Here is a 14,782-nt window from a genome sequence, read left to right on the forward strand (position 1 = left end):
AGGTTTAAAGAAATAGAAAGGAGTTGTAACATCTATGCATACATGGATCTTTGCGGGTTTATGTGAGAAGAATGATCTGATGTTATATCTTTGCAAGATATTGGCTTCGACAGGCAACAAGGTCTTGCTCGTAGATGGAACCTTACAACAGAAGTATGGGTACGGTGTAGGTGACGGTCAGCAGTCTTTGCGAATTACGGAATTTGAAGGATTTGATATCGCTTGTCATTTTGTCACTTCGGCAGCTGTAGAGAATCATCTTGAAGTAAATGGAGAGCGATTGGACAGTTATGATTATGTGTTATATGACATGGAGACTTCACATTTTGCTTCACGTAATCTCTGGCTAACCGCTGATGTAAGAGTCTGGGTGAGTGATTATGAGCGTTACAATCTGGAACGTGGCAAGGGCTGGTTGAAGCGGTTGCTTGAAGAACAGTCATTGCCGGGTGAGCTGTCATTTCAGCGGCTCTTAATTAACGGGGTTGACTGCAAGCTTGAAGCTCGTTATCTGTGGGCGTATCTGGAGGGCTGTCCGTTTGTATGGACAGGAGAATCCTTAGTGCTTCCATGGGATGAGTTAACAGCGGCGGTTAAGCTTGAGAATGAGCATCATCGCCGAGTTCATCTTGGACCTTTGTCACGAAATTACAAAAAATCGTTGTGTCGCGTGGTCGAGCAGTTAACAGGTTGGGAAAGTGTTCGTAGTCGCCGTGCGATGAAAGAAGCAGAGAGGATGAGAGCATGAGCGCCATTACCTTTTGGAGTCCTTTTGCAGGAACAGGTTGCACATCAAATACATTAATTAGTGCTTATGCGATGGCACTTCACTACAGGACAAGAGTGTTACTTGTTAATACAGGCCTTGCCGGAACTGGCACAGAAGCTGCCCTACCATCCAAAGATACGGATACAGCGGATTTTATGTTCTCCTTCGAAGAGGGTGGCTGGGATGCGATTGCACGGCTGCATTCGAGCGGAAGTCTGAATAAGCACAATCTCAGGGATTATACCAAGCCACTTCTGAAAGAAAGACTTGATTTCCTAACCGGAAGAATGGATGAGATGGAACGTTCCCCGCAGGAACATGGTGAGACTGTGAAAAAGCTGCTAAATGTAGCTAACGAGTATTATGATCTGGTTCTTCTGGATGCGGATCATGCTGGTGTCGATGCACAGCTCAAGCTGCAACAGGCGGACTATGTTGTCATTAATCTCGATCAAAATATGCGAAATCTGGAGTTGTTCTTTGAAGAGATCCTGCCAAAACGAATGAACAATAAGAATATACATGTTGTAATTAACAAATACGATTTGCATTCCCGTGCAACGCTTTCCAATATTCGGCGCCAGTTCAAATACAAAGGCACGATATCTGCGATCCCGTACACAACCGGATACCTGGATGCAATGAATCGGCGAGATGTTGCCAGATACTTGCAGTTGGAAAGTTTGACTGAGGATAAGGATATTCGTAAAGGGAGCTTTGCTGCAAGCATGAGCGAACTCGCTCGCCTGATTATGGACGGTGCAGGTATGCGCACAGTTCTGAAGAGGCTGGAAAGGGGAGCCTGAACCTCCGATGCTCTGGAATACCATATGGATAGGTTTAATTTTGATTCTGTGCCTGACTTATATCTGGTTCAAGTATAGAACGTTTCTTCGTGAAAAGAATGCTCGTGTTCCTGAACAGGAATCATTCACGATAGACATGTTGATTGAGAAGGTGAAGAACTCACTTCATGAACTTAGTCATAGTCAGCTCGCGGATGCGGGTCTGCATGAAGAAGAATATCGTCGAAGAATTAATCAGCGTGCCGAGATGAGAAAAGCACTGAAGGGCTGTGTCTCAGGCAGTATCAGCGACAAAACGTATGTCAAAAATCTGATAGGGGATCTGCTTACCCGAAGCATAGGGCTGAACAAATCAAATGTAGATGAAGTTATTTTGTTTGCAGAACCAGATTTGTTGACGATCCAGGACCGATTCGAAATTGTGTTTTATCTGTACCGACAGCAATTCGGTGTAGATGCACTCTCCCGCATGATTGATACCTACGATCTTGGCAGACTGAGAATGGAGGAAAGTACGGACGATGGAGGAAGTTATTATATCTCTGAGGAGGACATTCAGTATGTTTTCGAGTGCGAATATCGAGAGCTTGGATTCAGAGAAAAGACGGATATCATCGTGCAACGTATCTATCAGCATTATAAAGGGTTCTCGGTTGTTGATGAGATAAGGGACCAACGTATTGACGGCGTTAGTGGTGGTGTCAGCGGTATGCTTGATGCTGTTCATAATATGGGACTTCGAAAACCGGCATCATGGAATGATTTGCTGGATCAAGGACTGGAGGATGATGCACATGAAGAACCGCTTAGCGGCATGGAAAGTGTCTGGATTTTCTATAAAGGTAAGTCCATTCATCTATCTTTTCTGTCATTTGGCAGCATCCGTGAACTGAAAAGGGTATGCCAGAATATATACAAATACAATTATCCCGGACAGCTGTCAGAAGCAAGTGGATACAAGGTGAACGAGATGAAAGATGGCTCCCGTGTCGTTGTTGTCCGTCCTCCTTTTGCAGAATCATGGGCGTTCTTCGTCCGGAAGTTCGATATTCCGAATGCTTCACTTGAACAATTAATTACGGGTAACAACGCAGATCTGCCAATAACACTGCTTCAATACCTGATGAAAGGAAGCCGGATTACAGCTGTAACCGGGGCACAAGGTTCTGGTAAAACGACGTTGCTTATGGCTATGGTCAAACACATCTATGCATCGTACACCCTTCGGGTGCAGGAGATGGCGTTTGAACTTCAATTAAGACGGATCTATAGCCGACGTAATATCTTGAGTTTCCGAGAGACCGAACACATTTCAGGTCAACAAGGGCTTGATTTGCAGAAAAAAACGGATGGTACCGTCAATATTCTCGGTGAGGTTGCGAGTGATGAGGTGGCCGCATGGATGATTCAAATGTCTCAGGTTGCCAGTCTATTCACCCTGTTTACCCACCATGCCAAAACGTTTCGTGATCTGGTCTTCTCCCTCCGAAATTCCTTGCTCAAGACAGGTATGTTCCAGCATGAGCATATTGCTGAGGAGCAGGTTGTGAGTGTAATCAACTTCGATGTCCATATGAAGAAAGATGCTGAGGGACGAAGATATATCGAACGAATTACGGAATGTCTTCCTCGTGTGAATCAAGGTGATAGCGTGGAAGAGAGGGCAGGTTTTACATTTCATAATGTTGTGGAGTACAGAGATGGAGCGTATGTTGCAACAGCTCCAATCTCCTCTGGAAGCATGGTGGATATGCGAGACCAGATGACATTACAGGATGCCGAGAAATTTGAACAGTTTATGAAGCAACACTGGGGTGATTCAGCATGACAATTAAATGGATTCTGCTCCTTGTATTAAGTATTTGTGCAGGAGGGTTGCTGATCACACTTCTGGTTCTAAGTATGTTACGTCACAGAGGAGGTGGTTCAACAAGTCAACCCGGCGTGATTTTTGCTCCTAGCGGGAAGGGATTCAAGGGACTGGGATCAATCTTGTTGCAGTCCTACCGTCTTGGAATGAAAGTGCCACTGCTATCAGCTTATATTCTACAGGTGCAGAAACGTATTTCATTCCGCCATGTTGGGGATGAACCTTCACTTCGCAGGCTGACGATGAAAGTGGTTCTGATTATTCTTGGAGGTTATGGAGGCATTAGTGTCATTCTGTTTTTTCTGCAGCCCGGTATCGCTTTTGTAATACTATCCATTCTCTGTGCTGTGGTGTTAAACAGTCTGGTATTGGATATGTGCCTCAGTCGTATGGAGAAAAGGTTGCTGGTTCAGATGTTGGATCTCTTTGCGGATGTAAGGCATAGGTATCATCAACATGGCATGGTTGAGGAAGCACTCTATGAAGCTGCTGAAGCAGGTACAGGAGAAGCAGCAGAACAAGTAAGACTGATCTACGAAGCTCTAACTTCTCCAGATCCGAATGAAGCACTTGAGCGTTATTATGAGGTGGCTCCCAACCGTTTTCTCAAAGGATTCGCCGGCGTTTCCTATATGGTCATGGAGTTCGGGGATAAGGACAGAGCACAAGGTTCTATTTATCTCAAAGGACTTGGTAACCTAACTCAGGAGATTCATTTGGAGATTTTGCGGCGTGATAAATTGGATTACCTGCTCAAAGGGCTTAATATTATCGCTCTTGCTCCGGTATTGTTCACCGCTCCAATCGAACGTTGGGCCAGAGTCAGTTTCCCAACGATGGATGAATTTTATCGCAGCAAAATCGGTTTTGTTACCAAAATATCGATCTATGTCATCATCATCCTTGCTTATTTGCTTCTGCAAAGGCTCCAGCAATACGATGAGACCCGTTACCGGTCAGGGCATAAGCATTCATGGTTGGATCAGTTTCTGTACAGGCAGACCTTCATACGGAAATTGGCGATGTTGTTTGCAGCGAAACCTGGCAGTGCACAGTACAGTCAAACGATACGGCTCATGAGGGAGAGCAGCTCGGAGTTGAAATATGAATGGCTTGCCATTCGTAGAGTGATGTTATTCGCAGGTTGTTTGGTCCTTACAATGGGTTGCATCTTGCTGTTGCATCAGGTTGAACGTAACCACATCTTGTATGATCCAATCCGCGATGATCGAATGTTTGGTGCAATGGCTGAAGCGGATCTCAGGAAAGCTGAGGAAAAAACAGCATTGGATCAATCCGTGCTGGAAAGTGTAGAAATGAACCGAGGAGCTACATACGAAGAAGTCGCCAACGCGTTACAGCAGTTATCTCCCGTTCAGATGGACCTTGATACCCAGAATGAGACCATCACGCGCATTATGCAGAAACTTGAGGTGTATAACAAGCAATATGTACGTTGGTGGGAAATGATTATAGCCATTCTTATGGGTGGAGCTGGGTACTACATGCCCGTATGGCTCATGTTATTTCAGCGGAAAATGCGAAGGTTGGATATGCGACATGAAATCTACCAATTCCAGACAGTGATTTCCATTTTGCGTGAGATGGACCGGATGTCAGTCGAGGAGATATTGGAGTGGCTTAATCGATTTGCCGTCATTTTCAAACGCCCGCTGCAAAAATGTTTGTTGCATTTTGAACATGGACCAGAGCTTGCACTTGAACAATTAAAGGAAGAGGCGGGCTTGCCCGAGTTCCAGCGACTGGTTGATAAATTACAGCTTGCCCTTGGCAAAATCTCAATACGTGAAGCCTTCGATGATCTCGAGAGCATGATGGAATTTTATTTTGAACAACGCAAGCAGGAGTACAGCAAAATGATTGATGTCAAAGCATCATGGGGCAGAACCATCGGATTTACACCCATGTATGCCCTTATCTTTCTGTATCTGGTCATTCCATTGGTTGGTATGAGCTTCTTGCAGATGAACATTTATTATGAGCAAATTCAGAAACTGTAGCACAATTTATCTGTGTGACAGTCTGAAATAGTTTAATAATTTATAACTTGGGAGGATTTATCATGAACAATGCATCAAGCGCTTTAAAGGTGGCAGCAGGGATATTCTTAACAATCGCTCTGATCACAATTGTAGTTCTGTTGTTTATTTCGGCTCAGGAGGCAACCAAGACGGCCCAGAACAATTTTGCTGATATCCAAACCGAGTTGTCCCAAGCCGCATTTACGGTGTATGACGGAACAACCATCAGTGGATCACAGGTAACGAATGCGCTGCGTAAATACGCGGACAAAGATCAGTTCGGTATTCAAGTTATTACAGGTAAAAATAAAGCGGGTCAATGGTATGGCAATCAATTGAACATTTCACAGGATCTCAATAATGCCGACTACGGCTCGGTTATTGCTCCTGACGATAAAGTGGGGATTATTAACCAGACCATGAGTGAAAAAGACAATCAATATGTCAATCCGAGTGGTAAATTCAAAGCCATTATCGTAAAAGACCGTTCCAACGTGGTAAGAGGGCTGATCTTCCAGCAATCCTGACAGGAGTTGGTTTAACATGTCCCGGAATACCCAGCATCTCATGTTGTTTTGTACGGCGGTTGTCCTGTTTGTGACAGCCTGCCTGTACGGGCAACAGAATGTTAAGATCTTGTCTGCGGCCTTGACCGACAGAGTACAGACAACAGCAGGCATGGAAGGTCGGCTGACAACAACACTGCATACCAGCAATTCCTATCAATATAGTGGTGCGGAAGTGTTGCATACCGTGAGGCAGATGACAGGCACAGACATCCCTGTGGAGGTAGATGGAACTTCGTATGTGATCGATCCACTTGTCAGCAAAACAGCGACGATTCCTGTCCAGCTCGATGCCACCTACAGACCGGAGTTTATACGAAATGAAACTGGAGAACTGCTCAAGATTGTTTTTTGGAAGGAGACCAGTGTGAATTGATTAATGCCGCATCCAAGCTGCTTGCCGTATTGCTCGCAGTCTTTTTGCTCTATGTGTACCCAGCTGCTGAAACAGCCGATCGGCAGGATGATATAGCACGTATGACGGCTGTTCAGAATGTAACACGCTTTGTTGATGCTGTCCGAACGAAAGGATATATTTCACCTCTAATGTTTGCTGAGTTTGAGGAGCAACTGGCCCAGACGGGCAATCTGTATGAGGTGTCGATGGAACATTTGCATAAGAAATATGTACCTCATTATACAGACCCGATGGACCATAACAGTTTTAACGGGACCTATGAGGTAGTGCAGGATGGATATTATGCAGCTCAGATTCGAGAAAGACTATTCCCATCCTCAGGTGTGATACCGGTTGATGATCCTGGCCGAAGATATACGTTGACGACAGGGGATTTTTTCACCGTGACGCTCCAAAATACAAATCGTACACCTTCCATGCTCATCCGTGAATGGTTAAGTGGTACGGCTCAGGCTTCAGCGGTATTTGTAACATACGGAGGTATGGTCCTCAATGAAGATTACTGAGCTTTCCATTGTATTCGTGCTGATCTTTTTTCCGCTCTTCTGGATCATCTCACTGCATACCCAAGATGCCGAAGAGGCTCAATATCTTGGTCATCGATACAGATCTGCACTTCAAACTGCAGTCATGGATGCAGGTGCAGTGATGCATCAGAATGAGAAACAAAATGATGAAGCAGGTTACGATTCAACCAAGTTTGTTAAAGCCGATAAGGAGCTTGCTTTGTTGACATTTACGCAGACGATGGCTTTGAATATGGGCATTCAGGATGATCCCGCAGCTATTCGAAACATGTTTAATTACATTCCTGCCGTAGTTATTCTGGATTATGATGGCTATTATATGTTTTCCACGGAAACAGAGATGACGGGTAACCTTGAAGATTCTTTCCGGCAAGTATGGAGCCCCAAGAAACCTTATACATATTCAGATTCTAATGGTAACAGTATTAACTTTACACTGGACGACTACGTATATGCCTATGACGCAAGCGCAGGGAAATGGATTGAAGGATTTCAAAAAGAACTGGCTTCAACCACACAGATTCCTTTACTTCAGGATACCCACGTATTTGAACAAGTTAGACGAAGTCGGATTGTGACTACTGTGCAGGATAATCTGGCTGATGTGATTAACCGCCATAATGAGTTTGCCAGAAAGAACGGTATTTCCTATACATTTACGATGCCCCTGATTGCCCAGGAAGATTGGTACAACTCCATAAATGATACAGGGATTATGGCTTTTATCCAAGGTATAGGTGTGGGTGACCAGAAGATCAACAATTACGCAATTGGTGGAGGCAGACTTGTGAAGAAAACGGCGATAGTAGGTGGGGTAGATCCTTTAACGGGTATCAAGTACTACTACCCCTCCACATGTGGTAATGGTTACCGTGCTGAAGAGGTGTTCACAGACGCGAGACAAGCAGCTGCACAAGGCTATTTCGAATATAAATGCTCTAACCGTTAGGGTTCCCTGTATGACAAAATTATGGAAGAGGTTCCTGATATGTTTACATTACTTTCAGAAAAGACGGGACCTGTGCTAGAATAGGGTTTCGGAACAATCACAAAAGTAATGTCTAATAGATAGGAGCAACCTCATCTTATGAGTTTATTGTCAGTAGAGAACGTAAGTCACAATTTTGGAGATCGCACGTTATTTAAAAATGTATCGTTTCGTTTACTTGCCGGAGAGCGCGTAGGGCTTGTTGGTGCCAATGGTGTAGGTAAATCCACATTAATGAACATCCTTACAGGTAAATTGCTTAAAGATAGTGGAAAAGTGGAATGGACACCTAAGGTCCGTTATGGATATCTGGATCAGCACACGAAGCTTACGCCAGGTAAAACCATTCGTGACGTGCTTAAAGATGCATTCCTTCCGTTGCTTGAATTGGAAAAAGAAATGATGAATATTACGGACCAGATGGCAGATGCAGATCCAGATAAGCTGGAGCAGTTGCTGGAAGAGATGGGCGATATTCAGGAACAACTGGAACAGGGCGACTTTTATCTGATTGACGTAAAAGTGGAAGAGATGGCTAATGGTCTTGGTTTGTCCGCAATTGGTCTTGATCGGGATGTCGCAGCTCTAAGTGGTGGACAACGTACCAAGGTGCTGCTTGCCAAGCTACTGCTCGAGAAGCCTACAGCTCTGTTACTGGATGAGCCGACCAACTATCTGGATGTAGAGCATATTGAATGGCTGTCACGTTATCTGAAGGACTACCCGCACGCGTTCCTCTTAATCTCCCATGACACGGAATTCATGAATGAAGTCGTAAATGTCATTTATCATTTGGAATTTGCCAAATTAACGAGATATGCAGCGAACTATAACAAGTTCCTTGAGATGGCTGATATGAATAAAGCCCAGCATATTGATGCATATGAGAAGCAGCAAGAGTACATCAAGAAGCAGGAAGATTTCATTCAGCGTAACAAGGCACGTGCTTCAACTTCAGGTCGAGCGAAGAGCCGGGAGAAGCAGTTGGACAGAATTGAACGTATTGATCGCCCAGATGAAGCGGCCAAACCAACGTTCAAATTTAAGGATGCCCGTGCGAGCAGCAAAACGGTCTTTGAGGGTATTGATTTTGAAATTGGATATACGTTTCCTTTGCTGCCTAAGATGACAATGACAATTGAACGTGGTGAGAAAATTGCCATCGTAGGTTGTAATGGTGTGGGTAAATCGACGCTGTTGAAAACCATCCTGGGAAAAATATCTCCACTCAGTGGAAAGACTTTCTTAGGAGATTATCTCGAAACGGCATATTTTGAGCAGGAGGTTCGTGCTGGGAATATCACGCCGATTGAGGATGTCTGGAATGAGTTTTCACATTTGACCCAAAATGAGGTCCGAGGTCATCTCGCTCGCTGTGGGTTGAAAAATGAGCACATTACTCGTCCGCTTAATATGCTGAGTGGTGGAGAACAAGCCAAGGTTCGTTTATGCAAACTCTTGATGCGTGAAAGCAACTGGATTCTATTTGATGAGCCGACGAACCATCTGGATGTCACAGCTAAAGCGGAGTTGCAGCGTGCTTTGAAAGAATTCAAGGGAACGGTGTTACTGGTATCTCATGAACCTGATTTCTACGAGGGTTGGGTTACCAAAACATGGAATGTCGAAGAATGGTCTGAGAAAAACTAGACGATTTAAGACAATGTTTAACAGAAATGACGGTGACAAAAAAATCCGTCTATGGTAACATAGGCTACAACTTCATATGAACACTAGGGGGGCCGCACGATGCGGCTGAGATGGAAGAATGCGATTCCGGACCCTTTGCACCTGATCTGGATCATACCAGCGTAGGGAAGTGGCGAGCGCGTTTCAGTGAATGACGTGAGCAAACGGCAACTCAAAAGGACCGTCTGCTTAACGAATTGAAACATGCAGTTGCGTGTATAACGTTATGGCTATAAGGTCCATAGCTGAATTGCACGAAATGAACTGTATGCTTCAGTCAGTCATCTGGTTCAATATTTAATACGCAGCCACTCCCCTACGGGAGTGGCTTTTTTGTGTTTTCATAGCATTCACGCATGGAAGGAGAGGGATGGTACGGTAATTTCTCATGAACATGTACACGGATCATTTGAGTTGCATGTTGTTTCTACGGGTGCAGGGGATCAAGCATCTTTTGTAAAAGCTGCAAAGGACGTTTGGCCATCGGTGGACTATATTCATATACGAGAAAAACAACTCACATGGCAAGACAAGATCGGTTGGGCTGAAAGTCTGCGTAGCGTTGGCGTTCCATCTTGTCGCATCGTTATCAATGGTTCAGAGCTGCCTTCACAAAATGACATCTATGGAGGTGTACATTGGGGGCAAGATGCGATACGCAACTGTAACCCTACTGTCACAAGCAATGTGCAGCGACTTCGTCTAGGGGGATCTGTTCATTCCATCGATGAGGCGAAAATCGCTGAAGAACGGGGAGCCGATTACCTTTTCTTCGGGCATGTCTACTCAACCAACAGTAAGCCTGATCTTGACCCCAGAGGATTACATGCTCTTGCTGAAGTGTGCAGGAGTGTCTCCATTCCTGTCATGGCGATCGGTGGCATCGAACCGGGAAACATTCACGCGATTCGCTCTGCAGGCGCACAGGGAGTTGCTGTGATCTCGAATGTATGGGCGAGCGATTCACCGGATCGGGCCGCTGCATCATTAAGGCAGGCTATCGTTGCTACCGAAGGTCTGCGCGACTGAAAGGAGATGAGAGGATGAAAGAGATTGTAACTGATAATCCGGATAAGATTCATGCAGAAACGATTATTGTAGGCGGAGGTGTTGTTGGATGTGCCATTGCGTATGAGCTTGCTTCCCGTGGACAGGATGTGCTGTTGCTGGAGCGTTCGGCGATTGCAGGAGGCACTTCTTGCGCGGCGGCTGGAATGCTGGCGGCAGACAGTGAGGATTTTGCTCATCCTTTGATGGCTAAGCTTGCCAGACAGAGTAGACAGTTACTTATCGAGCAACAGGTGCTAATGGCTACACTCAGTGAGGTAGAGACTGGCCTGCAATGCCAGGGATTCCTAACTCCTTTTCGTTCATACAGTGAATTAAGTAGTTATAAGGACAATCGGAAGTCTGCGTTTTCTGCTTCTGCTGATGAGGTATGGTGGGATCGTTCCGTTGTGCAACAGGAGGCATCATGGCTTAACAGAGATACGTATGGAGCCTACTACAGACCTTACGAGAGTGAGATTCTTCCAGTCCATCTAACGAAGGCATATGCTGAATCCGCTCAAGCATTTGGAGCACGGGTTATGGAGGACATACAGGATATACGTGTGCAAGCAAACGAACATGGCGTGCAGGGAATCACCACATCGATCGGTGAGATGAGATGTAAACATGTCATTATAGCGGCTGGATTACAGAGTGAAGAGTTGATGAGACATGTGAATCTGAGCATGCCTGTGTGGTCGGTAAAAGGAGAAATAGCCGCCGTTCAGTTCTCAGATGAACATGCTGGGTACAGACCTGACAGAACGGTGTATGCAGAGGATATCTATATTGTTCCCAAAGCTAATGGCGAAGTTTGGCTCGGGGCAACCAGTCTGCCAGGCAGAACCGATCTGAACGTTTCTGTACAGGGTGTTCAGAAGCTGCTAACAGCGGCTACCCACTGGGTGCCTGGGATGAAAGAAGCACAATTTATACGAGCGTGGGCAGGCGTAAGACCGGCAACTCCAGATGGATTGCCTTATATAGGTGCTTGCAAGAGTATACCAGGGCTGTTCGCCGCCTTTGGGCATTACCGCAACGGTATCTTGCTTAGTGCGATAACAGGAAGGCTTATCGCTGAGTTGCTCGCTGGCAAAAGCTCAGAAGAACTCGGAATTGAGGCGCTGAGTCCGGAGCGATTGAACAGAAAGGGAGTGGTGCAGTGAATATCATCGTTAATGGTCAACGGATGGAGATTGAAGACAGATTGAATCGTGTGGATAAACTGCTTCAATCATTTGACCTGCAAGTCAAGACTGTAGTTGTAGAGCTGAACAAGCATATTTTAACCCGTGAGTATCATGAAACGACGGCATTAAGAGAAGGCGATCGAATCGAGATTGTACATTTTGTAGGAGGCGGTTGATGATGTTGAACATTGGTAAATATACGTTTGAGTCCAGATTGTTGCTCGGAACAGGCAAGTTTTCGGATCTGGAAGTGCAACGTCAGGCTGTGGAAGCATCTGAAACGGAAGTTTTAACCTTTGCTGTTCGTCGTCTGAATCTGGAGGAGCGCAACCAGAAGCATTTCCTGGATACATTGGATCTGGACAAATACACTCTTCTTCCGAATACGGCTGGAGCTTCCAATGCGGAAGAGGCGGTGCGAATTGCCGAGCTTGCGCGGGCTTCAGGACTTTGTGATATGATAAAAGTCGAAGTCATCGGAGATGGAATTACGCTACTCCCAGATCCGATTGAAACGTACAAGGCTTGCGAAATTTTGCTTGAAAAGGGCTTCACGGTATTGCCTTATATTTCAGATGATGTCATTCTGGCCAAAAGGCTGCAATTGCTTGGCGTACATGCTGTAATGCCTGGCGCTTCTCCCATCGGAGCTGGCAGAGGCATCATCAATCCCTATAACCTTGAGATCATCATTGAGCAGGCCGTTGTACCTGTGATTGTGGACGCAGGATTGCGCTCCCCCAAAGATGCTGCTTATGCGATGGAACTTGGTGCCGATGGCGTATTGTTAAATACAGCCGTATCCGGATCAGGGGATCCAGTGAGCATGGCTAAGGCGATGAGATTGGGGGTAGAGGCAGGTAGGCTGGCTTATGAGGCAGGCATGATTCCCGTAAAGCGTTATGCAGCAGCCAGTAGTCCGGTGGAAGGAATGGTTCATACATGATAAATCAACAATCAACATCCTCGGAGCAGGCCGATCGGTATTCCAGACAGGAACGTTATGCGCCGCTGGGCAAGGAAGGTCAGGCCAGATTAAAGGACAGCAGAGTTTTAATCGTTGGTGCTGGCGCACTGGGAACAGGGATCGCAGAAACGTTAGTTCGTTCAGGAGTCGGACACTTGACGATTGTGGATCGTGATTATGTGGAGTGGAGTAACCTGCAGCGACAGCAATTATATGTAGAACAGGACGCGATTGAACGGATGCCGAAGGCGATGGCGGCGGAAAAACGGTTATCTGCCATTAATTCCACGGTTCATGTGGAAGGGAAAGTGTTGGATGTCAGAGTAGATGAGTTGGAAGAACTCGTTCAGCATGCAGACTTGATTATGGATGCAACGGATAATTTTGATACCCGACTACTCATTAATGATATGGCACAGAAGCACCGTATTCCCTGGATTTATGGTGGATGCGTAGGTAGTTACGGCATCACCTATACGTTTATGCCCGGAGATACGCCATGTTTAAATTGTTTGTTGGGTGAAGTCCCTCTGGGTGGAGATACTTGTGATACATCTGGCATCATACCCCAAGCGGTACAGATGGTAACGGCGAATCAGACAGCAGAGGCGATGAAATTGCTTAGTGGCAATGCAAATGCATTGAGACGTAAGTTGTTGTCATTTGACGTTTGGAGGAACGAATACATATCCATCAATGTGGATGGTGCGAAAAAGCAAGACTGTCCTTCCTGCGGCACTTCTGCAACGTATCCATATCTTTCTGCATCGAATCTGGAAAAAACCGATGTTTTGTGCGGGAGGGATACCGTTCAGATCCGGCCTGCTCGGCGCATGAATCTGGATCTACAACATACGGCGGACCGCTTGGATAGACTTCAAGAAGGAAAAGTGGAATCGAATCCGTTTCTGGTTTCTTTTACAACAGGAGCATACAGAATGGTTATTTTCCAAGATGGACGTGTCCTTGTACACGGAACAAACGACACAGCTGAAGCACGTACGCTCGTCCATCGCTACTTTGGTTAAAGCAAGAAAGAAGCAAAGTCTGTTCCCTTGAGGGAATGGACTTTTTCATTTTACGGCATGCTATCTGTACCAACCATTGCTGCGAGCAGTGGGGATAGAGACAGGCCGGGTGAAAAAGAGTGAAAACAGCCATTTTGCTGATTGGAGCAGGAGAGCAGGTCAGCCTTATTCAGGATGTTTTATGTAGCGAAGGGTATGAGGTGCAACGAAAGGAAGGACCTGAACTAGACCAATTCGCCAAGAATTCGTTATCACACATCAACCTGATCATTCTGGTAGACCGAAGTGAGGGGGAAGCACATCATGATCAGGATCAGAAATTAGAGTTGAAACGATGGATAGATAAAGGTCAGGTTGTACCTCTACTGGTTATCACGTCTAACGCATCTCCTCAATTCATCGTGGAATGGCTGGATTACGGAGCTAATGATGTAATGGAGGAACCCGTTCACCTGAACGTGATGCTCGCCAGAATACGAAACTTATTGCGTGTTTTTGCGAATGCAACACAAGAGGGTGAAGAAGTAATTATAGTTCATGATCTTAAAGTGAATTTACGTTCAAGGCGGGTAAATCGTGCGGGTGAATACCTGACATTAACGCCAAAAGAGTACGAATTGCTGGAATTTCTGGCCTTGCATGTGAATGAAGCATGTACACGGAGTGATATTTTGCGGGAGGTATGGGGATATGAGTATGCGATGGATACCAACGTTGTGGACGTATACATCAAACATCTGCGGGTTAAGGTGGATAAGGGAAGAAGTGTGAAACTGATTCATACTGTGCGTGGGATCGGTTATATGCTTCATGATAAAAATTAGATTACTAAAGTTAGTTCCATGAATCACCAGTTTAGAGTGTGGCAAAAA

General features: G+C 45.5%; 15 protein-coding genes and 1 riboswitch. All 15 genes read left to right on the plus strand.

From position 1 onward, the window contains the following. The first annotated feature begins 34 nt into the window (after positions 1–34). The 15 genes from NSQ38_RS17940 to NSQ38_RS18010 all read left to right on the plus strand — a co-directional run bounded on the left by NSQ38_RS17940 (position 35) and on the right by NSQ38_RS18010 (position 14,734). Positions 35–748: a hypothetical protein gene (locus NSQ38_RS17940; protein ID WP_339783260.1), complete on the plus strand. Its 714-nt coding sequence runs from the start codon at positions 35–37 to the stop codon at positions 746–748. Next, positions 745–1,575: a hypothetical protein gene (locus NSQ38_RS17945; RefSeq protein WP_339783261.1), complete on the plus strand. Its 831-nt coding sequence runs from the start codon at positions 745–747 to the stop codon at positions 1,573–1,575. The genes NSQ38_RS17940 and NSQ38_RS17945 overlap by 4 nt, the downstream gene beginning before the upstream one ends. Before the next feature lie 7 nt (positions 1,576–1,582). Beyond that, entirely contained in the window at positions 1,583–3,403 is a 1,821-nt protein-coding gene (locus tag NSQ38_RS17950; RefSeq protein WP_339783262.1) for an ATPase, T2SS/T4P/T4SS family, read from the plus strand. Further along, positions 3,400–5,466 (plus strand): hypothetical protein, encoded by a 2,067-nt coding sequence (locus NSQ38_RS17955; RefSeq protein ID WP_339783263.1) that lies wholly within the window; start codon positions 3,400–3,402, stop codon positions 5,464–5,466. The genes NSQ38_RS17950 and NSQ38_RS17955 overlap by 4 nt, the downstream gene beginning before the upstream one ends. 62 nt (positions 5,467–5,528) lie before the next feature. Continuing rightward, a complete protein-coding gene (locus tag NSQ38_RS17960; RefSeq protein WP_062834890.1) occupies positions 5,529–6,014 on the plus strand; it encodes a hypothetical protein in 486 nt (161 codons plus the stop codon). A 16-nt stretch (positions 6,015–6,030) separates the two neighbouring features. Further along, positions 6,031–6,429, plus strand: a complete 399-nt coding sequence (locus tag NSQ38_RS17965; protein WP_339783264.1) for a hypothetical protein — start codon at positions 6,031–6,033, stop codon at positions 6,427–6,429. Next, the gene (locus tag NSQ38_RS17970; RefSeq protein WP_339783266.1) at positions 6,426–6,977 is read left to right on the plus strand and encodes a hypothetical protein; all 552 of its coding nucleotides are present in this window, start codon (positions 6,426–6,428) and stop codon (positions 6,975–6,977) included. The genes NSQ38_RS17965 and NSQ38_RS17970 overlap by 4 nt, the downstream gene beginning before the upstream one ends. Then, on the plus strand, positions 6,964–7,947 hold the full coding sequence (locus NSQ38_RS17975) for a hypothetical protein (protein ID WP_338587250.1): 984 nt from the start codon (positions 6,964–6,966) through the stop codon (positions 7,945–7,947). Before NSQ38_RS17970 ends, NSQ38_RS17975 begins: the two co-directional genes overlap by 14 nt. Before the next feature lie 138 nt (positions 7,948–8,085). Next, positions 8,086–9,636, plus strand: a complete 1,551-nt coding sequence (locus NSQ38_RS17980; RefSeq protein ID WP_339783267.1) for an ABC-F family ATP-binding cassette domain-containing protein — start codon at positions 8,086–8,088, stop codon at positions 9,634–9,636. 75 nt (positions 9,637–9,711) lie between these two features. Then, positions 9,712–9,821: riboswitch (TPP riboswitch) on the plus strand. A 178-nt stretch (positions 9,822–9,999) separates the two neighbouring features. Beyond that, positions 10,000–10,704, plus strand: coding sequence for a thiamine phosphate synthase (locus NSQ38_RS17985; RefSeq protein WP_339783269.1), 705 nt, complete (start codon positions 10,000–10,002; stop codon positions 10,702–10,704). Between the two features lie 14 nt (positions 10,705–10,718). Next, on the plus strand, positions 10,719–11,891 hold the full coding sequence (gene thiO, locus NSQ38_RS17990) for a glycine oxidase ThiO (protein WP_339783270.1): 1,173 nt from the start codon (positions 10,719–10,721) through the stop codon (positions 11,889–11,891). Further along, positions 11,888–12,091 carry a sulfur carrier protein ThiS gene (gene thiS, locus NSQ38_RS17995; RefSeq protein WP_036613636.1) on the plus strand — a complete coding sequence of 68 codons (204 nt, stop codon included), beginning with the start codon at positions 11,888–11,890 and terminating at the stop codon, positions 12,089–12,091. The genes thiO and thiS overlap by 4 nt, the downstream gene beginning before the upstream one ends. Before the next feature lie 2 nt (positions 12,092–12,093). Beyond that, positions 12,094–12,861 (plus strand): thiazole synthase, encoded by a 768-nt coding sequence (locus NSQ38_RS18000; RefSeq protein WP_339790585.1) that lies wholly within the window; start codon positions 12,094–12,096, stop codon positions 12,859–12,861. After that, positions 12,858–13,910, plus strand: coding sequence for a MoeB/ThiF family adenylyltransferase (locus tag NSQ38_RS18005; protein ID WP_339783271.1), 1,053 nt, complete (start codon positions 12,858–12,860; stop codon positions 13,908–13,910). The genes NSQ38_RS18000 and NSQ38_RS18005 overlap by 4 nt, the downstream gene beginning before the upstream one ends. Positions 13,911–14,029: 119 nt before the next feature. Further along, positions 14,030–14,734 carry a response regulator transcription factor gene (locus NSQ38_RS18010; protein WP_339783272.1) on the plus strand — a complete coding sequence of 235 codons (705 nt, stop codon included), beginning with the start codon at positions 14,030–14,032 and terminating at the stop codon, positions 14,732–14,734. Positions 14,735–14,782 lie beyond the last annotated feature (48 nt).

The sequence above is a fragment of the Paenibacillus sp. FSL R7-0313 genome (assembly GCF_037969885.1).
In the GTDB taxonomy this organism is placed as follows: Bacteria; Bacillota; Bacilli; order Paenibacillales; family Paenibacillaceae; genus Paenibacillus.